The organism is Streptomyces sp. NPDC100445 (genome assembly GCF_044759735.1).
Classification (GTDB): domain Bacteria; phylum Actinomycetota; class Actinomycetes; order Streptomycetales; family Streptomycetaceae; genus Streptomyces.
Genome location: NZ_JBIVZV010000001.1, coordinates 1,047,600 through 1,071,673 on the forward strand (window position 1 = coordinate 1,047,600; position 24,074 = coordinate 1,071,673).

The 24,074-nt window shown below is 74.9% G+C and carries 27 protein-coding genes; 16 read left to right on the forward strand and 11 right to left on the reverse strand.

Going from position 1 to position 24,074, the window contains the following annotated elements:
• Nucleotides 1-104: 104 nt before the first annotated feature.
• Nucleotides 105-1,079 (forward strand): D-cysteine desulfhydrase family protein, encoded by a 975-nt coding sequence (locus tag ACIQVT_RS04520; RefSeq protein ID WP_403747318.1) that lies wholly within the window; start codon nt 105-107, stop codon nt 1,077-1,079.
• 692 nt (nt 1,080-1,771) lie between these two features.
• Here the strand turns inward: ACIQVT_RS04520 and ACIQVT_RS04525 are convergent.
• Both ACIQVT_RS04525 and ACIQVT_RS04530 read right to left on the reverse strand, forming a co-directional pair.
• Nucleotides 1,772-2,128, reverse strand: coding sequence for a cupin domain-containing protein (locus ACIQVT_RS04525; RefSeq protein ID WP_403747321.1), 357 nt, complete (start codon nt 2,126-2,128; stop codon nt 1,772-1,774).
• Between the two features lie 151 nt (nt 2,129-2,279).
• Nucleotides 2,280-3,290, reverse strand: coding sequence for a LysR substrate-binding domain-containing protein (locus tag ACIQVT_RS04530; RefSeq protein ID WP_403747326.1), 1,011 nt, complete (start codon nt 3,288-3,290; stop codon nt 2,280-2,282).
• A gap of 149 nt (nt 3,291-3,439) precedes the next feature.
• On the opposite strand from ACIQVT_RS04530, the gene ACIQVT_RS04535 reads away from it, so the two are divergent.
• The 6 genes from ACIQVT_RS04535 (at nt 3,440) to ACIQVT_RS04560 (ending at nt 8,097) form a co-directional block, all read left to right on the forward strand.
• Nucleotides 3,440-4,135 carry a type 1 glutamine amidotransferase domain-containing protein gene (locus tag ACIQVT_RS04535; RefSeq protein ID WP_403747328.1) on the forward strand — a complete coding sequence of 232 codons (696 nt, stop codon included), beginning with the start codon at nt 3,440-3,442 and terminating at the stop codon, nt 4,133-4,135.
• 157 nt (nt 4,136-4,292) lie between these two features.
• A complete protein-coding gene (locus ACIQVT_RS04540) occupies nt 4,293-4,772 on the forward strand; it encodes a hypothetical protein (protein WP_403747331.1) in 480 nt (159 codons plus the stop codon).
• A 60-nt stretch (nt 4,773-4,832) separates the two neighbouring features.
• Entirely contained in the window at nt 4,833-5,519 is a 687-nt protein-coding gene (locus ACIQVT_RS04545; RefSeq protein WP_403747333.1) for a SigE family RNA polymerase sigma factor, read from the forward strand.
• The gene (locus tag ACIQVT_RS04550; protein ID WP_403747337.1) at nt 5,516-5,875 is read left to right on the forward strand and encodes a hypothetical protein; all 360 of its coding nucleotides are present in this window, start codon (nt 5,516-5,518) and stop codon (nt 5,873-5,875) included. The genes ACIQVT_RS04545 and ACIQVT_RS04550 overlap by 4 nt, the downstream gene beginning before the upstream one ends.
• Nucleotides 5,876-6,010: 135 nt before the next feature.
• Nucleotides 6,011-6,976 carry a pirin family protein gene (locus tag ACIQVT_RS04555; protein WP_403747339.1) on the forward strand — a complete coding sequence of 322 codons (966 nt, stop codon included), beginning with the start codon at nt 6,011-6,013 and terminating at the stop codon, nt 6,974-6,976.
• A gap of 383 nt (nt 6,977-7,359) precedes the next feature.
• Nucleotides 7,360-8,097 (forward strand): CDP-diacylglycerol diphosphatase, encoded by a 738-nt coding sequence (locus tag ACIQVT_RS04560; protein ID WP_403747342.1) that lies wholly within the window; start codon nt 7,360-7,362, stop codon nt 8,095-8,097.
• A gap of 94 nt (nt 8,098-8,191) precedes the next feature.
• Here ACIQVT_RS04560 and ACIQVT_RS04565 read toward each other — a convergent pair whose 3' ends face one another.
• From ACIQVT_RS04565 to ACIQVT_RS04585, 5 genes are all read right to left on the reverse strand, one after another.
• Nucleotides 8,192-8,347 carry a DUF6131 family protein gene (locus ACIQVT_RS04565; protein ID WP_403747345.1) on the reverse strand — a complete coding sequence of 52 codons (156 nt, stop codon included), beginning with the start codon at nt 8,345-8,347 and terminating at the stop codon, nt 8,192-8,194.
• 125 nt (nt 8,348-8,472) lie between these two features.
• The gene (locus tag ACIQVT_RS04570; RefSeq protein ID WP_403747347.1) at nt 8,473-8,877 is read right to left on the reverse strand and encodes an SGNH hydrolase domain-containing protein; all 405 of its coding nucleotides are present in this window, start codon (nt 8,875-8,877) and stop codon (nt 8,473-8,475) included.
• Between the two features lie 343 nt (nt 8,878-9,220).
• On the reverse strand, nt 9,221-9,871 hold the full coding sequence (locus ACIQVT_RS04575; protein ID WP_403747350.1) for a chaplin: 651 nt from the start codon (nt 9,869-9,871) through the stop codon (nt 9,221-9,223).
• 241 nt (nt 9,872-10,112) lie between these two features.
• Entirely contained in the window at nt 10,113-10,538 is a 426-nt protein-coding gene (locus ACIQVT_RS04580; RefSeq protein ID WP_403747353.1) for a DUF6003 family protein, read from the reverse strand.
• Nucleotides 10,539-10,716: 178 nt separating this feature from the next.
• A complete protein-coding gene (locus ACIQVT_RS04585) occupies nt 10,717-11,607 on the reverse strand; it encodes an SGNH/GDSL hydrolase family protein (RefSeq protein WP_403747356.1) in 891 nt (296 codons plus the stop codon).
• Between the two features lie 384 nt (nt 11,608-11,991).
• On the opposite strand from ACIQVT_RS04585, the gene ACIQVT_RS04590 reads away from it, so the two are divergent.
• Nucleotides 11,992-13,650: a catalase gene (locus ACIQVT_RS04590; RefSeq protein ID WP_403747361.1), complete on the forward strand. Its 1,659-nt coding sequence runs from the start codon at nt 11,992-11,994 to the stop codon at nt 13,648-13,650.
• Between the two features lie 73 nt (nt 13,651-13,723).
• Here the strand turns inward: ACIQVT_RS04590 and ACIQVT_RS04595 are convergent, their stop codons facing one another.
• Complete coding sequence (locus ACIQVT_RS04595; protein ID WP_403747364.1) at nt 13,724-14,581, reverse strand: MBL fold metallo-hydrolase; 858 nt, start codon at nt 14,579-14,581, stop codon at nt 13,724-13,726.
• Nucleotides 14,582-14,746: 165 nt separating this feature from the next.
• Here ACIQVT_RS04595 and ACIQVT_RS04600 point away from each other — a divergent pair, with 165 nt between their 5' ends.
• From ACIQVT_RS04600 to ACIQVT_RS04620, 5 genes are all read left to right on the forward strand, one after another.
• On the forward strand, nt 14,747-15,616 hold the full coding sequence (locus ACIQVT_RS04600) for an alpha/beta fold hydrolase (protein WP_403747367.1): 870 nt from the start codon (nt 14,747-14,749) through the stop codon (nt 15,614-15,616).
• Between the two features lie 178 nt (nt 15,617-15,794).
• Nucleotides 15,795-16,355 carry a DUF2243 domain-containing protein gene (locus ACIQVT_RS04605; RefSeq protein ID WP_403747369.1) on the forward strand — a complete coding sequence of 187 codons (561 nt, stop codon included), beginning with the start codon at nt 15,795-15,797 and terminating at the stop codon, nt 16,353-16,355.
• Nucleotides 16,355-17,197, forward strand: a complete 843-nt coding sequence (locus ACIQVT_RS04610) for a cytochrome c oxidase assembly protein (RefSeq protein ID WP_403747372.1) — start codon at nt 16,355-16,357, stop codon at nt 17,195-17,197. Before ACIQVT_RS04605 ends, ACIQVT_RS04610 begins: the two co-directional genes overlap by 1 nt.
• A 62-nt stretch (nt 17,198-17,259) precedes the next feature.
• Nucleotides 17,260-17,607, forward strand: a complete 348-nt coding sequence (locus ACIQVT_RS04615) for a tetratricopeptide repeat protein (protein WP_403747929.1) — start codon at nt 17,260-17,262, stop codon at nt 17,605-17,607.
• Between the two features lie 121 nt (nt 17,608-17,728).
• On the forward strand, nt 17,729-18,373 hold the full coding sequence (locus tag ACIQVT_RS04620; RefSeq protein WP_403747374.1) for a peptide deformylase: 645 nt from the start codon (nt 17,729-17,731) through the stop codon (nt 18,371-18,373).
• An 84-nt stretch (nt 18,374-18,457) separates the two neighbouring features.
• Here ACIQVT_RS04620 and ACIQVT_RS04625 read toward each other — a convergent pair whose 3' ends face one another.
• Complete coding sequence (locus tag ACIQVT_RS04625) at nt 18,458-19,888, reverse strand: dihydrolipoyl dehydrogenase family protein (protein ID WP_403747376.1); 1,431 nt, start codon at nt 19,886-19,888, stop codon at nt 18,458-18,460.
• A 141-nt stretch (nt 19,889-20,029) separates the two neighbouring features.
• On the opposite strand from ACIQVT_RS04625, the gene ACIQVT_RS04630 reads away from it, so the two are divergent.
• Nucleotides 20,030-20,407, forward strand: a complete 378-nt coding sequence (locus ACIQVT_RS04630; protein WP_403747378.1) for a thioredoxin family protein — start codon at nt 20,030-20,032, stop codon at nt 20,405-20,407.
• Between the two features lie 24 nt (nt 20,408-20,431).
• Here ACIQVT_RS04630 and ACIQVT_RS04635 read toward each other — a convergent pair whose 3' ends face one another.
• Together ACIQVT_RS04635 and ACIQVT_RS04640 are read right to left on the reverse strand one after the other, a co-directional pair.
• The gene (locus ACIQVT_RS04635; RefSeq protein WP_403747379.1) at nt 20,432-21,433 is read right to left on the reverse strand and encodes a LacI family DNA-binding transcriptional regulator; all 1,002 of its coding nucleotides are present in this window, start codon (nt 21,431-21,433) and stop codon (nt 20,432-20,434) included.
• A gap of 118 nt (nt 21,434-21,551) precedes the next feature.
• Nucleotides 21,552-22,232, reverse strand: coding sequence for a TetR/AcrR family transcriptional regulator (locus ACIQVT_RS04640; RefSeq protein WP_403747381.1), 681 nt, complete (start codon nt 22,230-22,232; stop codon nt 21,552-21,554).
• 99 nt (nt 22,233-22,331) lie between these two features.
• Here ACIQVT_RS04640 and ACIQVT_RS04645 point away from each other — a divergent pair, with 99 nt between their 5' ends.
• Together ACIQVT_RS04645 and ACIQVT_RS04650 are read left to right on the forward strand one after the other, a co-directional pair.
• Nucleotides 22,332-22,895 carry an NAD(P)H-dependent oxidoreductase gene (locus ACIQVT_RS04645; RefSeq protein ID WP_403747383.1) on the forward strand — a complete coding sequence of 188 codons (564 nt, stop codon included), beginning with the start codon at nt 22,332-22,334 and terminating at the stop codon, nt 22,893-22,895.
• Between the two features lie 201 nt (nt 22,896-23,096).
• Nucleotides 23,097-24,062, forward strand: coding sequence for an alpha/beta hydrolase (locus ACIQVT_RS04650; protein WP_403747388.1), 966 nt, complete (start codon nt 23,097-23,099; stop codon nt 24,060-24,062).
• The last annotated feature ends 12 nt before the right edge of the window (nt 24,063-24,074 follow it).

The following is a 24,074-nucleotide window of genomic DNA, read 5'->3' on the forward strand; positions in this document are numbered from 1 at the left end:
TTGCGCACATACCGGGGCCGGGGACGGAGAGGCTGCCGCCCGCGGTGCCCGGTGGCCGTGATCGACTGGACCGTCACGCCGACCACTCATCCGAGGACGCCGCCATGAGCCACCCGCCCGTGCCGCTCGGCACCTTCCCCACCCCCGTCGAACCGGCACCCCGGCTCGCCGCCGCGCTCGGTCTCCAGCCCGGCGACCTGTGGGTGAAACGCGACGACCTGACCGGTCTCGGCGCCGGCGGCAACAAGATCCGCAAGCTGGAGTGGACGGTGGGCGCGGCCCTGGCCGAGGGCGCGGACACCCTCGTCACCACGGGCGCCGCGCAGAGCAACCACGCCCGGCTGACCGCCGCGGCGGGCGCCCGGCTCGGCCTGGACGTCGTCCTCGTGCTGCGCGGCTCGCCCGGCGCCTCGCACTCCGGGAACCTGGCCCTGGACGGCCTGTTCGGTGCGCGGCTCGCCTGGGCCGGCGAGGTGGACCGGGCCGGGCTGGACGCGGCGGCGGCCGAGGTGTGCGGGCGGCTGCGGGCGTCCGGTGCCCGTCCGGCGCTCATCCCGTTCGGCGGCTCCGGCACCCTGGGTGCCCAGGGCTACGTCCGCTGCGGCGAGGAGCTGCGCGAGCAGGTGCCGCGACTGCGGACGGCCGTGGTCGCCCTCGGCTCGGGTGGCACCATGGCGGGGCTGGTCGCGGCGCTGGGCACCGGGTCGGTGCTCGGGGTCGACGTCGGCGCGCTGCCCGACCCGGCGGCGGCGGTCGCGGAGTTCGCGGCGCCGCTCACCCGGGAGACGGTCACGACGGCAGGGCTGCGGGTGCGCCGGGACCAGGTGGGCGAGGGGTACGCGACGCTGACCGACCCGGTGCGCGCGGCGCTGCGACTGGCCGCCCGCACGGAGGCGCTGGTGCTGGACCCGACGTACACCGGCCGTGCCCTGGCGGGCCTGCACGCGGCCGTCCGGGACGGCACCGTGCGACCGGGCGACACGACGGTCCTCGTCCACACCGGCGGCCTGCCGGGCCTGTTCGGCCACGCGGAGGCAGTTGCGTACGCGGAGGACGGGGCGGAAGCCTTCGGAGGCTGACGACTCCGCCCGCGATCGACCGCGTGCCGACCGCGTCCAGGGGGCCCGGGCGGAGCCCGTGCCCGGGATGCCCGGGGAGGCCGTGCCCGGGATGCCCGGGCGGGACCCGCGTCCAGAGTGCCCGGGGCGGGGTCTGTGCCCGGGATGCCCGGGGAGGCCGTGCCCGGGATGCCCGGGCGGGACCCGCGTCCAGGAGGTCCGGGCGCTGCCCGTGTCCGGAGTGCCGCGGCGGGCCCGTGTCCGGAGTGCCCGGGCGGAGCCCGCGTCCGGAGTGCCCGGGCAGGACCCGCGTCCGGAATACCCGGGCGGAGCCCGCGTCCAGAGCGCTCGAGGCGGGGTCTGTGCCCGGGATGCCCGGACGGAGGCCGTGCCCGGGATGCCCGGGCGGGACCCGCGTCCAGGAGGTCCGGGCGCTGCCCGTGTCCGGAGTGCCGCGGCGGGCCCGTGTCCGGAGTGCCCGGGCGGAGCCCGCGTCCGGGATGCCCGGGCGGGACCCGCGTCCGGAGTGCCCGGACGGGAGCCGTGCCCGGAGTACCCGGGCGGAGCCCGTGTCCGGAGTGCCCGGACGGAGCCCGTGCCCGGAGTACCCGGGCGAGGCCCGCGTCCAGGGAGCCCGGGCGGGACCCGCGTCCGGAGTGCCCGGGCGGGGCCCGTGCCCCGGGTGCGCGGGTCGGGGCCCGTGTCCGGTCGGGTCAGCTCTTCGCGTACTCGTTCGCCATGGTCCCGGCGAAGTCGTAGACGACGACCGGTTCGTCGCCGACGACCCAGGCGTCGTGGCCGGGCGCGCACACGAACACGTCGCCCGGGCCCACCTCGGCCTCCCCGCCGTCGTCCATCCGGAGGTGCATCCGTCCCCGCGCCACGTACCCGTTGTGGTGGACCATGCAGCTCCCGGTGCCCGCGATCGGTGCCACGGACTCCGACCAGCGCCAGCCCGGTTCGAACGTGCCCACCGCGAAGTCGAGTCCGCTGAGGTGGAGCGCCTCGATGTGGCCGCGGGGGAAGTCGCGCCGTTCGTCCGGCTTCTCGACCGTCTTCACTTCCAGCATGACAGTGCCTCCTTCCGGCCGCGGACCGCGGCCGGGGCCGGCCTCCGTCCCCCGGCGGCCTCGGACGGCACCGGCGCTGCGGCGGCGGCCGTACCCCACGGCTCCATCGTCGGCCCCGCGGGTCACCGGCGCCATCCGGGGTACGGGCCGGTCACCAGGCCGGGGCCGCCCGCAGCAGCAGGGCACGCACCCGGGCCACGTCCGGGTTGTCGCAGGCGCCGGGTCGCTGGACGAGGAAACTGGTGTTGATGGGCGGATCCTCCGGCTCCAGCAGCGCCACCAGCGCGCCGGAGGCCAGCGGGTCGCGGCAGAGGTAACGGGGCAGCACGGCGAACCCGGCGCCGCCGGCCACGGCCGCGAGGACGCCGCGCAGGTCGGGCACGGTCACGGCGGCGGTACGGGACAGCCGCCGGCCGAAGACGTGCCGCCAGTACCGACGGGTGATCGGCAGGTCCTCGGCGTACGTGACCAACGGGACGCCGTGCAGCACGGCGGGGTCGAGGAGGGCGGCGGAGCCCTGGCCGGGACTTCCCGGGCTCGGCGCCCCGGGGCCGACGGGGCCGGCGGAGCCCGCGGTGGCGTGGTCCGCGCCGGCAGCGTGCCGTTCGCCCTGCCGCCGCGGCAGCAGCCGCTCGGCCCAGGCCGGGGCGGCGACCAGGACGAACTCCTCGTCGGCGAGGGGCACGGAGAGCAGCGTGCGGCCACGCGGCCGGGTCGTGGCGATCACCAGGTCGTGGCGGCCGGCGCGCAGCTCCTCCAGCAGCGGATCGGTCAGCCCCGTCGACACCCGCAACCGCAGGCCCTCGGCGACCAGCGGGGCGAGAGCCGGCAGCACGGTGGTGCAGAGGAACTCCGCCGGACCCGCCAGGTGGACGGGCTCGGCGCGGGCACCGGCCGGCGGGGTGGGACCGGCGACGGCGGCCAGCTCGTCGAGCGGCGCGGCGATCCGGGCCGCCAGTTCGTCGGCCACCGGGGTGGCCGACACCCCGCGCGGCAGCCGTTCGAACAGCTCGCGGCCGGTCTGCCGTTCCAGCGCGCGCATCTGCGCCGTCACCGTCGGCTGCGACAGTCCCAGCAGGCGGCCCGCGCCGGTGAAGGAACCGGAACGGTAGACCGCGAGGAAGGTGCGCAGCAGGTTGAGGTCGAGTGAGGGGGTCTCCACGGGTCCGAGTATCGCCGTCCGGCCCGTTCCGCCCGAGCCATAGGCTGCCCTATGACAGTCATTCGCGACCGCATTGGATCTCTATGGGTCCGGTCGCCTACGTTCGGTGTCACACGTCCCAGCCCTCCATGAGAACCCGGGAGACCCCCATGTCGAAGATCCTGTTCGTGATGACCGGCGCCGACCACTGGACGCTCGCCGACGGCACCGCCCACCCCACCGGGTTCTGGGCCGAGGAGGCCGTCGTCCCCTACCGCGCCCTCAGGGCCGCCGGTCACGAGGTCGTCGTCGCCACTCCGGGCGGCGTGGTGCCGCCGGTCGACCGGGCGAGCCTCGCGGCGGAGGTGAACGGCGGTCAGGAGAAGGCCGACGAGATCGCCCGCGCCGTGGAGGAGATGGCCGAGCTGCGGACGCCGGTGAAGCTCGCGGAGGTGGACCTCGCCGACTTCGCCGCCGTGTTCTACCCGGGCGGTCACGGCCCCATGGAGGACCTGGTCGTGGACACCGACTCCGGCAGGTTGCTGGTGGCGGCCCTGGAGTCGGGCAAGCCGCTGGCCGTGGTCTGCCACGGCCCGGCCGCCCTGCTCGCCGCGGTGCGGGCGGACGGCACCAACGCCTTCGCCGGCTACCGCGTGGCGGCCTTCACCAACGAGGAGGAGACCCAGGGCGGTCTCGCCGGACAGGCCAGGTGGCTGCTCGAGGACCGGCTCACCGAGGCCGGCGTCGAGGTGCGGGCGGGTGAGGCGTGGGCGCCGCACGTGGTGGTCGACCGCACGCTGGTCACCGGGCAGAACCCCGCCTCCTCCGCGCCGGTCGCCGAGGAGCTGCTGAAGCGGCTGGGCTGAGGCGACCGGCCCGGCCCGGCGCGGTGGACGGGGCGCGGCGGGGCCGGCGGAGAAATTCGTCGGCCCCGACCCGCAACCTTCACCGGGGTCGGACGTCTGTCGGGGTGGAGGCCTCCACCTCGATCAGATGTCCGACCCCGAGCCACCGAAGGAACCCATGTCCCCGCACCGTGCCCCGCACCCGTTCCGCGCCCGCAGGCTGCGCGCCGTCCTGGGGGTCTCCGCCGTCGGCGCCGCCCTGGCCGTCACCGGCACCCTGACCGCCCGCGCGGCCCAGGACGACGGCCACCCGGCGCACCGCGCCCGTCCCAGCGCGGCCCCGACCGGGGCCCCGTCCCCGGCGAAGACCCACGCGACCCCGTCCCCGGTGCCGTCGTCCCCCGTCCACACGGGCACCCCCTCCCCCGTACCGTCCACGGCCACGCCCTCCCCCGTGCCGTCCCCCGTCCGCACGGGCACCCCCTCCCCCGTACCGTCCACGAGCGCGCCCTCCCACGCTCCGGCCACCCCGCGGCCCGCACCGTCCAGCGGCACTCCCGCGCCCCGGCACCCGGTGCCCGTTCCGGCACCGACGCGTCCGGCTCCCGTACCGCACCACCGGCACGCCACGCCGACGCCCGTTCCGCAGCAGCACTGAGGCAGGCCCGGTGCGGGGAGCCGTCGCGCGGCCGCTCCCCGCACCGGGCCCGGGAGATCCATGACGACAGCGACACCGGTGGCGGCACCCTGGCCGGCCCCGCCACGGCACCCCGCGGACCGGGCGGACGCCCCGTGGCGCCCGCCGGCCCGGCGGCGTCGGCTCCGCGCCCTGCGGGACCGCTTCCTCGCCCGTACGGGCACCGGTACGGGCGCGGGCACGGCGGGCCCCGCCGCCCGGGCCGTCACCGACGCCGAACGCCCGCCCGTCTTCGAGGAGTTGTACCAGCACCGCCGGCTGCCCCTGGTGCGCCTGGCGGTGCTGCTGGTGGACGACCTGCCCACGGCCGAGGACGTCGTGCAGGACGCGTTCACCGCGCTGTTCCGGCGGCACGGTCACCGGCTGGCCGCACTGGACGACCCGGAGGCGTACCTGAGGACCAGCGTCGTCAACGCGGCCCGGTCGGTGCTGCGCCGCCGCCGGACCGTACGGGCCCACGTCCCCGGCCCGGAGGAGCACGTGCCCGCCCCCGAGGAGGGCGTCCTGCTGCACGAGGACCACCGCGAGGTGCTGGCGGCGCTGCGCACGCTGACCGGCAGACAGCGGGAGGTGCTGGTGCTGCGCTACTGGTCGCACCTGACCGAGGCCGAGATCGCGGCGACCCTCGGCCTGTCCCGGGGCACCGTCAAGTCCACGGCCAGCAGGGCGCTGGTCGCCCTGGGCCGGCGTCTGGAGGGGCTGCGATGAGGGAACCCGGCACGGGAACCACGGCGGCACCGGTAGAGGAGCGGCTGCGGGCCGCCCTGGCCGCCCGTGCCCGGTCCGTCGGCCCGGGCGACCTGCGTCCGCTGCGCCCGCCGGTGACGGCGGTCCGCCGTCACCGCGTGCTGCGGCGGACGGCGGCGGGCGTCCTGGCCCTGGCCGCCGTGGCGGCCCTGCTGTTCCTCGCCCTGCGGGACGGCCCGCCGCACCGGGCCGAGCCGGCCCGCATCCCCCGCCCCGGCCCGAGCCGGCCGGTGACCGGCACGCCGTCCCCCGTGCCCGGCCCGGTCACCCCGTCGCCGTTCCGGCCGTCTCCGAGCACCCGGCCGCCGGGAGGCTGACCGGTCCCCGCACCCGCATCCGGGTTCCCGGCGATGGGGCCGCCCCGTGCCATGGTGGGGAACGCCGGGCCACCGGGAGCGGAATCCCGGACACCGCACGCACCGTCGGACCCGCGCACCGCTAAGTTGGGCGACATGAGCAACCTTGACCGCGCACCCGTGCCCAGCGTCTGCGGTGGCCGCGGCTTCGTCGTCGCCGAACCCGTGCGGGAGCTGCTGAGCCCGCGGCACGTGAAGCTGGGTGAGTCGACCGAGGTACGCCGGCTGCTGCCGAACCTCGGACGGCGCATGATCGGCGCGTGGGCCTTCGTCGACCACTACGGCCCCGACGACATCGCCGACGAGCCGGGCATGCAGGTGCCGCCCCACCCGCACATCGGGCTCCAGACGGTCAGCTGGCTGCACGAGGGCGAGGTGCTGCACCGGGACTCCACGGGCAGCCGGCAGACGATCGGGCCCCGACAGCTGGGCCTGATGACCTCGGGCCGCGCGATCAGCCATTCCGAGGAGACCCCGCGCCCGCACGCCCGCTTCCTGCACGGGGCCCAGCTGTGGGTCGCCCTGCCCGACGAACACCGGCACACCGACCCGATGTTCGAGTACCACGCCGAGCTGCCCCAGGTCACCGCGCCGGGGCTGACCGGCACCGTCATCCTGGGCGAGCTGGACGGTTCCCGGTCACCGGGTACGACGTTCACCCCGATCGTCGGCGCCGACCTCGCGCTCGCCCGGGGCGCCGACGTACGCCTGCCGCTGGAACCGGACTTCGAGTACGGCGTGCTGGCCATGTCCGGCGAGGTGCACGTCGACGGGGTGCCGGTGCTGCCCGGTTCGATGCTCTACCTGGGCTGCGGACGCACCGAACTCCCGCTGCGCGCCGAGTCCGACGCCGGGGTCATGCTGCTGGGCGGGGAGCCGTTCGCCGAGGAACTCCTCATGTGGTGGAACTTCGTGGCCCGCACCCAGGCGGAGATCGAACAGGCCCGCGCGGACTGGATGGAGGGGTCCCGTTTCGGCGAGGTGAAGGGCTACGACGGCGCCCCGCTGCGCGCGCCCGAGCTGCCGCCGGTCCCGCTGAAGGCCCGGGGCAGGGCCCGCTGACCTGACGGCGGGGGTGCGCCGCGGGGTGGGGCGGCGGCGGACGGCGGGACGCGGCCGAAGATGCACCCCGCCCCGGTCGGTGACACGGTGGTGGTGCGGCTCAGGACCGGCCCCCGACGGCTCGGCCACGTACTCGCCGGAGGCGGCATGATGCCGCGTCTTTCGTCAGCGCCCGACTCCTGCCGGTCCGGCAGTGGCGGTGACCGGCGTGTCCGCCGGTCCGGTGGGCGCCGGGCCCGTGTCGGCCGGGCCGGTGTCCGCCCGCCGGTGGGCGTAAGGACGCGCAGACCGCCGACGTACCGCCCCGCACGCGTACCGGGGTCGGGGGCCGTCATCGACCGGGAGCCGCCACCACCTGTCCCTGTCACCGTGGAGGCACTGCCATGACCGCCGAGATCCGCGAGAACATCCATTCCCCGGCCCCCGACCCGACGTTGTGCGGGCTCACTTCGGACGACGACACCCTCTGGAAGATGGCGTGGCAGTGCGAGGAGAGACCCAGGGGCAGCCGTTGGCTCGTGGCCAAGGGGCAGCAGGGACACCTTCTGGTGCCCACGGACCGCGTCCGGGGTATCGAGTGCCCGGAGCTCGTGTCCGGGCTCTACTCCGACAAGGACCACAACTACTGGCAGGTGGCCTGGGAGAAGGCCTACGAGTGGTTCTCGCAGCCGCCCCGGGGGACCTACGGGCTGGGTGTCAACGCGGCCGGCTCACGCTCCCACGACCAACTGCACGTCCACATGTCCGTCGTCGGCCAGAGCAAGAACGTGACCGCGGAGCTCGACCGTGCCCGCACGGCCGGCACGGTCGCCAAGGACCTGAAGAGCTGGCCCAAGCAGTTGACCACGGTCACCGGCTGGGACGCGCTGAAGCAGCAGGCCGACCCGCGGAGCTATCGCGTGGTCCACACGGCCGATCTCAACTTCAACCTCTTCGCCGCGCTCCACGCCTGGCTGACTGCCCCGACGGGGGAGAACATGGCCGACCAGACCCTGATCGTCCTCGCGGCGGGGTCGAGCCAGGCGGACGGCTACTACCTCCTGAACAGCCGCAAAGGTCTTACGACCCCTCCGGCCGCCCCGGGAGTCGGCTACTGCGACTCCCTCCTGGTCTGCAAGTGACCGAGTGAGGGGCAGCGAGCCCGGAGACCGTGGCCGGCCGGCGTGCCCGGCCGGTCACGGCTCCGAGCCGTGGCCGGCCGTGGCCGCGACCGCTTCACCAGTAGTGGCGTCGGCCTCCGACGGCGTGCCCGACGGATCCGAGGATCCACAGGATCGCGCCGATGACCAGAAGGATGATTCCGATCGTCCACAGGATGGAGAGGTGGAACAGGAACCCGAGGATGAGTAGCACAACGCCGAGAGCGATCATGATGTCCCTCCAACGTGAATGAGCCGGCGGCTCTACCAGGCGTATGCCCCGCCGACGGGCCTGCACGCACGTGCGGCCCGCCCTATCCGTGTCCCCCTTTTCCGGCATCTCACCCGGCCCGACTTTCACCGGGCCGCGGCCCGGATCCGCGACACCAGCCAGGGCCGCAGCCGGCGCACGCCCTCCGGGGTGAGGTGGACGCCGTCGCCGCGCATCCGCACACCGTCCACCTGCCAGGTGAAAGCGCCGTCCGGACAGAGCCGGCGCCCCGGGTCGAGGCTGTCGGCCGTGCCGCGGTGCCGGGCGGCGACCTGCCGGAGCAGCTGGTTCCAGTGGTCGACGCGCTGCGGTTGGTCCTCCGGCCACACACCGCCGTCGGGGCGCTCACGCCGGTGGTTGTAGGGCTCGGTGGCGGCCTGGAGCCGCGGCTCGGCCTGCCCGTGCTCTTCACGGTGCTGGCCGTCTCCATCGCGCTGCTGGGGCCGGCTCCCGGCGCCCCGCCCGCGGTCGTCGCCTCGGCCGTCCTGCACGGGGCGGCCTTCATGGCCACATCGTCGCTGCTCGCGCTGTGCGGTTACCGGGTCTTCCCCGAGCAGCCGTCGACCGGGTTCGGCGCCGCCGTCCTCGCGCTCGGGGCGGTGGCGGACCACTCGGGCCCGCGCACCGCGTTCCTCGTGACCGCCACCGTGACTCCGGTGCCCCTGGCCGACGGCACCGCGCGGCACCACCCGGTCGGAGGACGGCCTGCCCGTCGGGCCTCGCGCCCAGGTCGCGCCCTCATCGCGGACGTCCTGCCCACCGGGGGTACGGGCACCGCGAGGGCCGGCCGGTCCCGGTGGGGGCCGGGGCCGGCCGGCCCGACGGGTCGTCCGGTCAGCTCTCCCGGTTGGACGCCTTCGAACGGAAGCGGCGGTACAGCACGGTTCCGCCGACCAGCGAGGCCAGGCTCGCGGCCGCCGTCATCCAGGGGCTGTCCGCTCCGGTGTGCGCGAGGGTGCCGGGGGTGTGCTCCTGCACGACCGGGGCGGGCCTCGGCGTGGAGCGGGCCGGGGGCGTGCGGTGCGGGGGCTCGGAGCGCACCGGCGGCTCGTGGTGGGGCGGGGTCCGGCGCTGCGGCTCGTCGGGGCGCTCGGGCGAGCCGTTCACCGACGTGTTGCCGAAGACCGGGTTGCCGATGCCCACCACGTCGACGCTGTTGCCACTGACGTTCACCGGCAGGTCGACGGGGAGCTGGACGCCGTTGCCGGACACCACGCCCGGCGAGTTCTGTGCGACGTCCCGCGCCGTGGCCCCGGAGCCGGACCGCGACGTGGAGTGCTCCTTCCCGGCCGTGCCGCCGCCCACGTTGGCGCAGCGGTTGCCCATCGCGGGGTTGAGCAGCCCGACCACGTTCACGGTGTTCCCGCACGCGTTGATCGGGACGCTCACCGGCAACTGGATGCCGTTGCCGGAGATCAGCCCGGGGGAGCCGCTCTCGACACCGCTCGCGGTGGAGTCGGCGTGCACCGGCCCCGCCACTGCCATCGCGCCGGATACTGCGGCGAAGGCGATCACACTGTTTCGGGTAGCCCGTTTCATCGGTTCCCAGCCCTTCAGACACGGTTGCGGGCACTCACCCGCATCCGGTCAAACGGCCGGGAAACCGCACAGGTTATGGCCGCTCAGCCTTTTGCCCGGCACGAGGGACACCGAAGGCGGCGGAACACGCCCCCGAGGACGGCGGCGGAGGGTGGTTCCGGGCGCCCGCCGGCCGGTGGGCGCCCGGTCAGCGGACGGCTGCCGCGCGCACCACGGCCGGGTCCTCGCCGGTGAGTTCGGCGATGCGGTGGGGGGCGACACCCGCGGCGACCGCCCGGGCGAGCAGTTCGTCGCGGCCGTGCGCGCACTCGCGGTAGGCGAGCAGGTCGGTCTCGACCTCGGACAGCGACTCGGGGGTCGTGCGGTGCCGCAGCAGGCTCAGTTCCTCGTCGCTCAGCGGGACGGGCAGCCGCTCGGCTCCCTCCGGAATGGCCGTGGTGTCCTCCGGGGGCACCACCCGCAGCCGCGGGGACGTCGCCGACACACCCTGGGCGTCGAGCCACGCGCGCACCGCCGAGGTGTCCATGCAGGAGAGCGGTTCCGTCGCGGCCGGCGGCACGCCGAGCGTGTCGGCCGGGTCGTCCGCGAGAAACAGGTAGGCGTCGTCGGTCATGGTTCGCTCCTCGTCACAGACAGGTCGGCCGGTCGCCGTCCCCTTACCCCGTTCACGCCCGCCTAGCGCGGCGGGTCCGCCATCCGGGGGGTGGCGGACCGCGCCGCCGCCGCGAGGGGGGCGGGGGCGGCGCGGTCACGGGGTGGGGGCGGTGTCCGTGGGGCCGGGGCGAGGAGGGTCAGCCCAGGTCGAGGGCGCTCACGACGCGCTCGGCCATCCGCCGCTCGCCGAGGGCGTTGGGGTGGACCGGGACGATGTTGGTGCCGAACAGGAGCGGCTCGATCCACCGGGTGCCGACGGCCGCGCACGCGTCGTGGCCCTCGGACGCCTGGGCGAGGTCGACGTAGGTCGCGCCGGTCTCCTCGGCGGCGCGCCGGACGGCGGCGTTGAGGTGGGTCTGGAGGGAACGCAGGTAGGGGATGTCGCCGGCGGCGATCGGCAGTTTGACGAAGCAGGACGGGTCGGCGGTGGCCGGGGTGATCCACGGGTAGCCGAGCACGGCCACGCGGGCGCCGGGTGCCTTGGCCCGCACGGCGCGCATCGCGGTCTTCAGCGCCGGATAGGTGTTCGCCTCGATGGCGTCCTCGAAGGAGCTGCCGTACTTGTCCTCGCAGGGGCTGCCCGTGCCCCCGCTGAGCACGCCCGCGGTGCCGCAGGCGAGCACCGCGTTGATGAAGGTGCCGTTGTCGTTGCCGCCGATCGTGAGCGTGACGAGGTCGGTGTCGGGGGTGACGGCGTCGGCCTGCGGGGCGACCCCGGGGTACTGGGACCCGGTGAAGTCCTTGGTCTGGGCGGCCCCGCAGGTGACGTCCGTCAGCCGGGCCCCGGTGCGCGCGGCGATGACGTGCGGGTAGTCGGCGGTGGAGCGCAGACAGAGCAGGTTGGTGGGGTCGACGGGCAGGACGCCGGAGGCGGCGCTGTAACTGTCGCCGAGGGCCGCGTACTTGAGGGGTGCCGTGGCGTGCGCCTGGGTGGGTGCGGCGGTCAGGCCGAGGGTCAGCGCGCCGGTGATCGCGGTGGCCGCGGCGAGGACGCGCCGCAGGGCGGGGCGCAGGGCGGGCAGGGGCATGGGCTCTCTCTTCTCGTGGTGGGGAACACGGGGCGTGCAGGCCTGGGGTGCCCGCGCGCCGGTGCGCGAGAGTGCGGCGGCTCGAGCCGGGGGGAGCGCCGGCCGTCGGGGCCCGGCAGGGCAGGCGTACGTACGACGACGGCCGTGAGGTACCGGTCGCGGGATTACCGCGGGTACTACCGATAGGTAATGTGCGGGCGGTGGTTCGCCCAGTCAACGGTGCTGACCGAACTTCTTGGAAGGTTCACCCATCTCGGCGGCGTCGCCGTGCCCGGCTTCCGCACGGGGGCCGGCGCGGGCATGGCCGTGGCCCTGCGGGTACTCGGCCTCCGGTCCCGGCGACGCTCGCCGGACCGCCTCCCACGTTCCAAGGAGCCCTCGATCATGACGGACGCAGCGAACACGGGTCCCGCCCCCGGGGACGACCGCGGGATCCTCACCAACCGGCAGGGCCACCCCGTGTACGACAACCAGAACCAGCGCACCGTCGGGGCCCGCGGGCCGGCGACGCTGGAGAACTACCAGTTCCTGGAGAAGATCAGCCACTTCGACCGGGAACGCATCCCGGAGCGGGTGGTGCACGCCCGCGGTGTCACGGCGTACGGCTTCTTCGAGGCGTACGGCGCCTGGGGCGACGAGCCGATCGGCCGTTTCACCCGGGCGAAGCTGTTCCAGGAGCGCGGCGGGCGCACCGACGTCGCCGTCCGCTTCTCCACGGTGATCGGCGGCCGCGACTCCTCGGAGGCCGCACGGGACCCCCGGGGTTTCGCCGTCAAGTTCTACACCGGGGACGGCAACTGGGATCTGGTCGGCAACAACCTGGGCGTGTTCTTCATCCGCGACGCCATCAAGTTCCCCGACGTGATCCACGCGTTGAAGCCGGACCCGGTGGACTTCGAGCAGAAACCGAACCGGATCTTCGACTTCATGTCGCAGACGCCCGAGGCGATGCACATGCTGGTCAACCTCTTCAGCCCGCGCGGTATCCCCGCCGGCTACCGCCATATGCAGGGCTTCGGCGTGAACACGTACAAGTGGGTGAACGCCGAGGGCGCCACCGTGCTCGTCAAGTACCACTGGATGCCGAAGCAGGGCGTGCGCTCGATGACCGAGGAGGACGCCGCCCAGGTGCAGGCCGACGGGCTCGGACACGCCACGAAGGACCTGTACGAGGCCGTCGGGCGCGGTGAGTACCCCGAGTGGGAGCTGCTCGTGCAGCTGATGGAGGACGGGGAGCACCCGGAGCTGGACTTCGATCCGCTGGACGACACCAAGACCTGGCCGGAGCAGGAGTTCCCGCCGAAGCCGGTGGGCCGGATGGTGCTGGACCGGATGCCGGAGAACTTCTTCGCGGAGAACGAGCAGATCTCCTTCGGCACGGGCGTCCTCGTCGACGGGCTGGACTTCTCCGACGACAAGATGCTCGTCGGCCGGACGTTCTCCTACAGCGACACCCAGCGCTACCGGGTCGGCCCGAACTACCTCCAGCTGCCCGTCAACCAGGCGAAGCACGCGCGGGTGCGCACCAACCAGCGCGACGGGCAGATGACGTACCACGTCGACGGCGGCGGGGAGAACCCGACCGTCAACTACGAGCCGTCGATCCGCGGCGGGCTGCGCGAGGCGGAGTACCCGACCCACGACGAACAGGGCCCTGAGATCCACGGCCGGCTCACCCGCAAGCGGATCCCCCGCACCAACGACTACCTCCAGGCCGGCCAGCGGTACCTGCTGATGGAGGAGTGGGAGCGCGACGACCTCGTGCGCAACATGGTGGGGCAGCTCTCGCGGTGCGACCGCCCGATCCAGGAGCGGATGGTGTGGCACTTCCTGCTGGTGGAGAACGACCTGGGGCTGCGGGTCGGCGAGGGTCTCGGCATCGGCCCGCAGGACGTCTCGGACCTGGGGCCGCTGGCGAGCCAGGACCTCACCGAGGAGGACCAGGAGCGGCTGGCGAACCTCGGCAAGAACCCGCCGCGGGACGTGGAGGGCCTCACCATGACGCACTGCGTGCCCGACGAGCGGCATGTCGTGACCCGCTGAGCACCCGGCGTACGGGCGTCGTCCCGGCCCCCTCCCGGACGGAGGCGGGCCGGGACCGCCGGGTGTGCGCCGGTCAGATGGCGACCGGGACCGCCCCGTGCTCGGCGGACAGGCGGGCACGGCCGCCGTGCGGGCAGTGCACGACGCGGTCGCCGAGACCGAGCCGGCCGGCCTCGGTGAGGAAGGCGGACAGCGGCGAGCGCATCACCGTGTAGTCCCCGTAGTGCACGGGCAGCACGGCCCGGGGGTCCAGGCGCCGGGCCAGTTCCGCGCCCCGCGCGCCGTCCATGGTGACCACGAAGCCGCCCGGCAGGCGGGTGCCGCCCAGGTGCAGGACGGCCAGGTCGGCGGCGGGGAACCGGCGGGTGATCTCGTCCAGGCCGGCGAAGGGCATCGTGTCGCCGGAGACGTACAGCCGGAGCCGCGTCGGTCCGTTCACGGGCCCGAACTCGATCATGCTGCCCATCACCGGCGGCAGCAGCCCGCTCAGCACCGGGTGCCCGGCGTGCCGTGCGGGCAGCGCCGTGATCGTGGCCCGGGCCCCGCCCCGCCGGAGGGTGAGCCCCTGCCAGGTCCGCAGTCCCGCCGTCCGCTCGAACCCGTGCAGGACTTTCAGCCGGCGGGCGGCGTGCGGGGTGCTGATGACCGGTACCGCGTGGTCCAGGTGCCGTCGCGCGCGGCGGTCCCAATGGTCGCCGTGCAGGTGCGACAGCACGATCCCGTCGAGGCGGGGCAGCTCCCAGGGCTGCACGGCGGGCTCGGTCAGGCGCCGGGTCAGCAGGCCGTGGCCGAGGTAGGCGTACTGGCCGCGGTGCAGGAAGTTCGGGTCGGTGAGCAGGGTCAGCGGGCCGTAGCGCAGCAGCACGGTCGCGTTGCCGATGAAGTGAAGGTCGACCGTGTCGTCGGTGAGGCCGTCCGTGGTCCCGGGCATGTGATCAGCCGCCTTCCGTCCGCGCCGGGGCACGGCCCGCGCGGTGCCGCGGGCGTGCCGGGTTGTTCCCGTCGGCGGGCGGGTACCCCTGGCGGGCGGAACAGCCCCGGAAACGGCCGGGACGGTTGCGCGGCCGAGGGACGGCGAGAGCGGAAGGGGTGGCCGGTGTTCGAGGGTTTCGAGGTCAGCACGGTACGGACGGACGGCGCGTCGGTCTTCGTACGGCACGGCGGCGAGGGTCCGCCCGTGGTGCTGCTGCACGGTCATCCGCGGACGTCCGCGACCTGGCACCGGGTCGCCCCGGCGCTGGTGCGCGACGGCTTCACCGTGGTCTGTCCCGACCTGCGCGGCTACGGCCGCTCGCGGGGCCCGGCGCCCACGGCCGACCACACCGGGTACTCCAAGCGGGCCGTCGCGGGTGACGTGGTGCAGGTGATGCGCGCGCTCGGCCACGAACGGTTCGCGGTCGCCGGACACGACCGCGGTGGTGCCGTGGCGCTGCGGCTGACGCTCGACCACCCCGGCGCCGTCTCCCGGGTGGCGCTGCTGGACTGCCTTCCGATCAGCGAGCACCTGTCGCCGCTGACGACCGCGTTCGCCACGCAGTGGTGGCACTGGTTCTTCTTCGCCCAGCCGGACGTCCCGGAACGGGTCATCAACGCCGATCCGGACAGCTGGTACCGCGGCGACCCGGACGTCATGGGGCGGGAGAACCACGACGAGTGGCGGGCGGCCACCAGGAAGCCGGAGGTGGTGCGGGCCATGCTGGAGGACTACCGGGCCGGGCTGACGGTCGACCTGCGGCACGAGGAGGCCGACCGCGCCGCCGGGAACCTCCTGCGGTGCCCCGCGCTGGTGCTGTGGTCCCTCCGGGACGACCTGGAGGAACTGCACGGCGATCCGCTGCGGATCTGGCGGCGGTGGGCGGTGGACGTGCGCGGCCACGGCATCGACTCCGGGCACCACATGGCCGAGCAGGCACCCGAGGCGCTCGCGTCCGCGCTGGGCGACTTCTTCGCCGGGCGGACGGACTGACGGAGCGCGACACCCCCCGAGAGCGTGCGGTCCCGGCCACCGGCGCGCCCGCGTCCGCGGATGGCCGAGCGTGCCGCAGCGCCGGGGCCGGTGAACTGGTAGCTGTCGGTGGGGCCGCGGATACGGGGAAGCGGCCCCACCGAGGAACGACCCGATGGACCGACCGAGACGAGGAGCGATGGCGACCACCGTGCGCGCGAGCGGGACCGAGACCGCGGCACCGAGTCTTCAACTGCCGGGGACACTGCTGGGGGTGGGGCTCGGCGGATTCGTCGACGGCATCCTGCTGCACCAGTTGCTGCAATGGCACCACATGCTGACCAGCACCGACCACGACCACATCGGGGTCCGGTACTACGACCCGAACACCGTCTCCGGGCTGCGGATGAACACGGTGTGGGACGGCGTCTTCCACACCGTGTGCTGGCTCGCCGTCCTCGGCGGCCTCGCCGTCCTGTACTCCCGGGTGACCACCGGCCGGCGCCAGGTGTGGACGTCGCGGGTGCTGTGGGGCTGGGTCCTGGCCGGCTGGGGTCTGTTCAACCTGGTCGAGGGCCTGCTGGACCACCAGATCCTCGGCATCCACCACGTCCACGGCGGCCCGTACCAGGTCTGGTGGGACATGGGCTTCCTGCTCCTCGGCGCGATCCTGCTGGCCGGTGGCTGGCTCCTCCGGCGCGGCGGGCGCTCCGTCGACCCGGCCGCCCCGCGCGCCGGCCGAGCGGACCGCGCCCTCTGATGGACCACGGCACCATGCACACGCATCCCGGCGTCCACCACCACGGGTCCGGCGGCCCGTCGGCGGTCCTGCTGCCCGCCCTGGCCCTGCTGGTGTGCGCGGGCGGGTACCTGCTGCTGGTGCGCCGGGCGCGCCGCCGCAATCCGGTACGGGGCTGGAACCCCTGGCGCACCGCCGCCTTCGGCACCGGCCTGGTGCTGCTGGCGGCGGCGCTGCTGCCGCCCGTCGCCGGCCTGGCCCACCGTGACTTCCGCGGCCACATGGCCCAGCACATGCTCATCGGCATGTACGCGCCGCTCGCCCTGGTGCTCGGCGCGCCGGTCACGCTGCTGCTGCGGGCGCTGCCGGCACCGCGGGCCCGCCGGCTCACCGCGCTGCTGCACAGCGGCCCGGCCCGTGTGCTCGCGCACCCGGCGACCGGGCTGCTGCTGTCCACCGGCAGCCTCGTGGTCCTGTACTTCACCCCGCTCTACGGCACCGCCATGGCCCATCCGGCCGGGCACTGGCTGCTGCACGCCCACTTCCTGCTGTCGGGCTGCCTGTTCGCGTACGCCGTGGCGGGTCCGGACCCGGCGCCGGCCCGGCCCGGTGTGCGTACCCGGCTGGTGTACCTGGGGTGCGCCATCGCCGTGCACGCGGTCGTCGCGCAGCTGATGTACGGCGGCTTCTGGGTGGACATCGACGCTCCCGTTCCCGAGGTCCAGGGCGGCGCGATGATCATGTACTACGGCGGGGACATCGCCGAGCTGCTGCTGGCGGCGGCTCTCGTCGCCACCTGGCGCCCCGGTCGCCGTGTGCTGCCCCGGCCGCGTTCCGGCCGGCCGGCCACCCGGCCGACGTAGTGGAATATTCAACAACTGTGCTCCGTTGTGGCCGCGAGAGGGAGGCCGGAATGGAGACGCAAGTGGAGACCACGTACTACGACCACGGCACCGCCGCCGAACGCTGGGAGCGCGCCGGGCGGTTCTTCGCCGCCAAGGACTACGCGGGCGCGGCCCGGGTGCTGGCCCGGCTGGTCGAGGAGGCGCCGGAGCAGACCGGCCCCCGGCTGCTGCTGGCCCGCGCCTACTACCACTCGGCCCAGCTGCGGCGCGCGGAAGCGGAGTTGCGCGCCGTCGTGGAGCGGGACCCGGTCGAGCACTACGCCCGGCTGATGCTCGGCCGCACCCTCCAGCGGCAGGCCCGGCACGAGGAGGCGGACCGGCACCTGCGGATCGCCTCGGCGCTCGCGGGCGACCTGCCGCGGCCGTGAGGCGACCGGACGCGGGCGGCCGGCGGAGCCCGGCGGCCCGCGTCCGGACGCGGCCGGGCCGCCGGACCGGCCGACGCGGTCGGCCACGAGCAGCGGTGCGCGGGCATGGCATCCTGACGCGATGGCACTCCCCCGTGAACACGCGCCGCTCGCCGAACGGGTCGAGGAACTCCTCGCCGCCGGCGGCCCCCTGCCCCTCGTCGCCGCCGGAAGGCCGGTGCTGCGGCGCGGCACCGAGCCGTACGACGGCCAGCTCGGGCCCGCCCTGCTCGCCCGGTTCGTCGAGGCGCTGCGGGTCACCATGCACGCGGCACCCGGCGTGGGACTGGCCGCGCCGCAGGTCGGCGTCCCGCTGCGGATCGCGGTGATCGAGGACCCGGCGCCGGTGCCCGAGGAGGTCGCCGTGGTCCGGTGCCGGGTCCCGCAGCCCTTCCGGGTGCTGGTCAACCCGGTGTACGAGCCGGCCGGCGACGCCCGGGCCGCGTTCTTCGAGGGCTGCCTCAGCGTGCCGGGCTGGCAGGCCGTGGTGGCCCGGCACGCCGAGGTGCGGCTGCGCGGCGAGGACGAACGGGGCCGCGCCCTGGACGAGGTGTTCACCGGCTGGCCCGCCCGCATCGTGCAGCACGAGACGGACCACCTCGACGGCACGCTGTACCTGGACCGCGCCGAACCGCGGTCCCTGTCGACCGACGAGGCGGTGGCGGCCCTGTGGGCGCAGCCGTCGCCGGAGGCCGCGGCCGAGGCCCTCGGCTTCCGGCTGCCCTGAGGACTCCCGTCCGGACCACGCGGGACTCACGGGCCGGCGGGCTCCGGTCCCGGCGGGACGGGGGGCACGGGGCCCGGGGTCCGGTCAGTTGTCCCGGTAGGCCTCCAGGAGCCGCAGCCACACCTCGCTCAGCGTCGGGTAGGACGGGACCGCGTGCCACAGCCGGCCCAGCGGGACCCGACCGGCGACCGCGACGGTGGCCGAGTGGATGAGTTCGCCGACGCCGGGGCCGACGAAGGTGACCCCGCGCAGAATCTCGTCCTCCAGGTCCACGACCATCCGGGCGCGGCCCTGGTAGCCGTCGCCGTACAGGCCCGCCCCGGCGACGGAGGAGAACGCGACGTCGACGGCGCGGACGCGGTGGCCGGCCTGTTCCGCCTCGGCGAGGGAGAGGCCGACCGCGGCGGCCTCGGGGTCGGTGAAGACGACCTGGGGCACGGCGTCGTGGTCGGCGGTGGCGGCGTGCGCCCCCCAGGGTTCGTCCAGCAGGGGGCTGCCGGCGGCGCGGGCGGTGATGGCGGCACCGGCGACGCGCGCCTGGTACTTGCCCTGGTGGGTGAGGAGGGCACGGTGGTTGACGTCCCCGACGGCGTACAGCCAGTCGGTGCCGGTGACCCGCAGGCTGTCGTCGACGTCCAGCCAGGAGCCCGGTTCCAGGCCGACGCTGTCCAGGCCGAGGTCGTCGGTGCGCGGGAGGCGGCCGGTGGCGAAGAGGATCTCGTCGGCCTCGACGCGGTCGCCCGCGGAGGTGACGGCCACGACCGTGCCGTTCTCCCGGGTGACGGACTCGACGGAGGTGCCGGTGCGGATGTCGACGCCGGCCTCGGTGAGCGCCTCGGCGACCAGCTCGCCGGCGAACGGCTCCATCCGGGGCAGCAGCCCCTTGCCCCGGACCAGCAGGGTGACCCGGGAGCCGAGGGCCTGCCAGGCGGTGGCCATCTCGGCGGCGACGACACCACCGCCGACCACGATCAGCCGGCCGGGTGCCGCCGGGGCGCTGGTGGCCTCGCGGCTGGTCCACGGGCCGACCTCGGCCAGACCCGGCAGGTCGGGCAGCTGGGCGCGGGTGCCGGTGCAGACCGCCACGGCGTGCCGGGCGGTGAGGGTGGTGACCGTGCCGTCGGGTGCGGTGACGGCGACGGTACGGGGGCCGGCCAGGCGGCCGTGACCGCGGTAGAGGTCGGCGCCCGTCCCCTCCAGCCAGGCGACCTGGCCGTCGTCCTTCCAGTGGGAGGCGTACTCGTCCCGGTGGGCCAGCACCGCCGGGGAGTCGAGCGGACCCCGCACGGCCTGGCGGAGCCCGGGCAGGCGCCGGGCGTCTGCCTGGGCGATGACCGGCCTGAGCAGGGCCTTGCTGGGCATGCACGCCCAGTACGAGCATTCGCCGCCGAGCAGTTCGCTCTCCACGACCGCGGTGGTGAGACCGGCCGCGCGGGTGCGGTCGGCGACGTTCTCGCCCACGGGGCCGCCACCGAGCACCACGACGTCGTAAGCGATGGATTCCGTTTCCGTCATGGGGTCAGTCTGGTGGGTGGTGTGCGCGGTGGCCACAGGGGTACGCGCGCGGAACACGGGCGTGCGCGCGTGGAATAGGCGGACCGGCGGCCGTGTTTCCGCCGTCGGCACACCCCTACACCAGGAAGAGGGAATAACGCCATGAGCAGCACCGTGGAGCTGACCAAGGAGAACTTCGACCAGACGATGAGCGAGAACGCGTTCGTCCTCATCGATTTCTGGGCGCCCTGGTGCCCCCCGTGCCGGCAGTTCGCGCCCGTCTACGAGAAGGCGGCGGCGGACAATCCCGATCTGGTGTTCGGCAAGGTGGACACCGAGGCGCAGCCGGAACTGGCCGCCGCCTTCGACATCCAGTCGATCCCGACGCTGATGATCGTCCGCGACCAGGTGGCGGTCTTCTCCCAGCCGGGCGCCCTGCCCGCCCCCGTCCTGACGGATCTCATCGGGCAGGCCCGCGGCCTCGACATGGACGAGGTCCGCAAGAGCATCGCCGCCCAGCAGGGCGAGACGCAGAAGTAACGAGCGCGGGGCCTCGGCGCCGGGTCAGGTCGACTCGCGCCGCACCACCGAGGCCCCCAGCACGGTGTGCGCCTCGGGCGCGCCGCCGGGGTCGCGCACGGCGCGGTCGACCAGCCCGGCGAGGTCGCGGCCCGAGGGCAGCTCGATGTGGACCGTGCTGAGCCGCGGGCGCAGCAGCCGGCCCAGCATCAGGTCGTCGGCCCCGATCACGGCGACGTCCTCGGGGATGCGTACGCCCTCGTCCATCAGGGCGCGCATCAGGAGCATCGCGTACTCGTCGTTGTAGGCGAACACCGCGTCCAGGGCCGACTCCGGCCAGCGGGCGGCGACTTCGGCGGCGGCCTCCTCGGTGTGGGCGAGCGGCAGCTCCGTCACGGTCGCGTCGGTGCCGCTCAGTGCCTGGCGGACGCCGGCGAGCCGGGGCCGCGAGTACGCCTCCAGCCCGGCCTCCGCGGGCACGACCACACCGATCCGGCGCCGGCCGCGCGCGTACAGGTGGGTGGCGGCGCAGTGACCGACGGCGTCGTGGTCCATCAGCAGGGCGTGCGCGCCCTCGACGCGCACGGGACCGAGGGTGACGACGGCCCGGGCCCCGGACCGCTTGAGGACCGCGACACCCCGCGGGCCGAGGCCGGTGCCCGGCACCAGGACGGCGACGGGCCGCAGTTCCGCCCAGGCGCGGGCCGCCTCGTCGCCCTCCAGGCCGACACTGCCGTACTGCACGACGGTGTAGTCCAGGCGGCCGAGCGCCCACTGGAGTTCGTTGAGGAACGCGCTGTAGAGGGGTCCGGCGGGGACGGCCGGGGCGGGCATGAGGACCATGCGGCTGTGGCCGGCGCGCAGGCTGCGGGCGGCGGCGTGCGGCACGTACCCCAGTTCGCGGGCGGCGTCGCGCACGCGTCGGCGCGTCGGCTCGCTGATGCGCACCGCGCCGGTGTTGTTGAGGACGTAGGAGACGGTCGCGCGGGAGACGCCTGCCAGGCGGGCCACATCGGCACTCGTGGGCGTGTTCGGTATCTGCACCATGACAGACCGCATCCTGGCAGAGGCCCGGACGCCGGGATCGGCCGGGTCGAGGTGGTCCACCGTTGGACGAGTTCGGCGCCCGTACGCACGCCGCGCGGACGAGATTCGGGGGCGGGAACTAACGGGGCGCCCCGGTGCGGGTCACCCGGGCGACCAGGTCCGTCCAGCCGGTCTCCAGGCGTTCCAGGGGCATGCCGCACCCCCGGGTCAGGTGGTGGATCAGCGCCGGGTCCAGCGAGGCCATCAGCGTCTGGGCGAGCAGGTCGCAGTCGCCGTCCGGCACGATCTGCCGGAGCAGCATCGTGACGTGCAGGCGCAGTGCCTCGGCCGCGGGGTGGGCGTACCGGCGGGCCGGTTCGGGCTGGGCGGCGAGCTGGAGGTCGAGTTGCTCGGCCGAGCGGTGGAGCACGGCAACGCCGAAGGCCCGCAGCCGCTCCAAGGGCGGCGCGCCGGGGCCGAGCGGCGGGGGGCCGGCCACGAAGTCGGCCTGGAGCTGCCGGGCGGAGTGGTCGAGCAGGGCCATGAGCAGTCCGGTGCGGTCGCCGAAGCGCCGGAAGACGGTGCCCTTGCCGACCTGGGCCGCGGCGGCGACCGCCTCCATCGTGACCCCGGCGACGCCGTGTTCGGCGATCAGCCGGGCGGCGGCCTCCAGGAGCCGGGCCCGGTTGCGGGCGGCGTCCGCGCGCAGGCACGGTTCGTCGGACGCGGTGCCGACCTCCAGCAGCCGGGGTTCGCCGAGGGGCTCCTCGGAGCTCGGGAGGGACGGCAGCGCGCGGGACATGAAGACAGCGTAAAGCATCGGGAAGAAAACTGGACCGCGGTCCGTTTCGAGTGATAGAAACATAAACGGACCTCGGTCCGGATCCTGCCCGCGACGTTTCAGCCTCTTGGAGTTCTCATGTCCGTCCGCATCCTCGCGCTCGTCGGCAGCCTGCGCGCCGGTTCGCACAACCGCCAGCTCGCCGAGGCGGCCGCCAAGCTCGCGCCCGAGGGCGTGGAGGTCGAGCTGTTCGAGGGCCTGGCCGACGTCCCGTTCTACAACGAGGACATCGACGTCGAGGGCGACGTGCCCGCCGCCGCCGCGAAGCTCCGCGAGGCCGCCGGGTCCGCCGACGCGTTCCTGTTCTTCTCCCCCGAGTACAACGGCACCATCCCCGCCGTGCTGAAGAACGCCATCGACTGGCTGTCCCGCCCCTACGGCGCCGGTGCCTTCGGCGGCAAGCCCGCCGCCGTGGTGGGCACCGCCTTCGGCCAGTACGGCGGCGTGTGGGCACAGGACGACACCCGCAAGGCCGTGGGCATCGCCGGCGGCAAGGTGATCGAGGACATCAAGCTCTCCATCCCGGGCTCGCTGACCCGCTTCGCCGCCACCCACCCGGCCGACGACGCCGAGGTCGCCGCCCAGCTGACCGAGGTCGTGGCCCGGCTGCACAGCAACGTCGGCGAGGTCGCCGCGGCCTGACCGCACGACCCGCCCGAAGGGCCGGAGCCGGCACGCGGCTCCGGCCCTTCGCCGTCCCCATCGCCTCCGCCGTCTGCGCCGTCCCCGCCGTCCGCACTGTCCGGCGGGCCCGGCCGGCGGCAGGTGGCGCAGGTGAGCCGGCCACGGCGGGGTAGGCGGGTCGTGACCGCGTACGCCGGACGTCTCACGGGAGGAGAAGGCATGCCCCTGGTTCCGCCGCCGTTCGACCCGGAACTCGCCGCCGTGCTGGAGCGGTACCGGGAGGTGCTGTCGCCCGGGTTCACCCTGGACGACCTCGACGGCGCCCGGCAGGGCGCGGCCGCCGAACTGGTCGACCCCACCCTGGACGGCGCCTTCGAGACGGAGGACCGCACGGCGCCCGGCCCCGCGGGCGCCCCGGACGTCTCCCTGCTCGTGTGCCGCCCCGCGTCGGCGCCCGCCACGACGGCCCTGCCGGTGATCTACCACATGCACGGCGGCGGCCTGGTCGCCGGCAACAACCGGGCCGGGGTGACCGAAGCCCTGGCGTGGGCGGAGGAACTCGGCGCGGTGGTCGTGTCGGTGGAGTACCGGCTCGCGCCCGAACACCCGCACCCCGCCCCGGTCGAGGACACGTACGCCGGGCTGGTGTGGACCGCGCGGCACGCGGCGGAGCTCGGCGGCGACCCGGACCGGATCGTCGTCGCGGGCGCCAGCGCGGGCGGCGGCCTGACCGCGGCGCTCGCCCTGCTCACCCGGGACCGGGGAGGCCCGCGCCCGCTCGGCCAGCTGCTGATGGGCCCGATGCTGGACGACCGCAACGACACTGCGTCCAGCCGCCAGATGGCGGGCCTCGGCGTCTGGGACCGCACCGCCAACGACACCGCCTGGACGGCGCTGCTGGGCGACCGGTGCGGCGGCCCGGACGTCTCCCCGTACGCCGCGCCCGCCCGCGCCACCGACCTGTCCGGGCTCCCGCCGGCCTTCCTCGACGTGGGCTCGGCGGAGACCTTCCGGGACGAGGTCGTCGCCTACGCGTCCGGCATCTGGCGGGCCGGCGGGGAGGCCGAACTCCACGTCTGGCCGGGCGGCTGCCACGGCTTCGACGCCCTGGCCCCGGAAGCGGCCCTGTCGCGGGCGGCCCGTACCGCCCGGATCGACTGGCTGCGACGCCAGCTGGCGGCCTGAACCGGCGTCCCA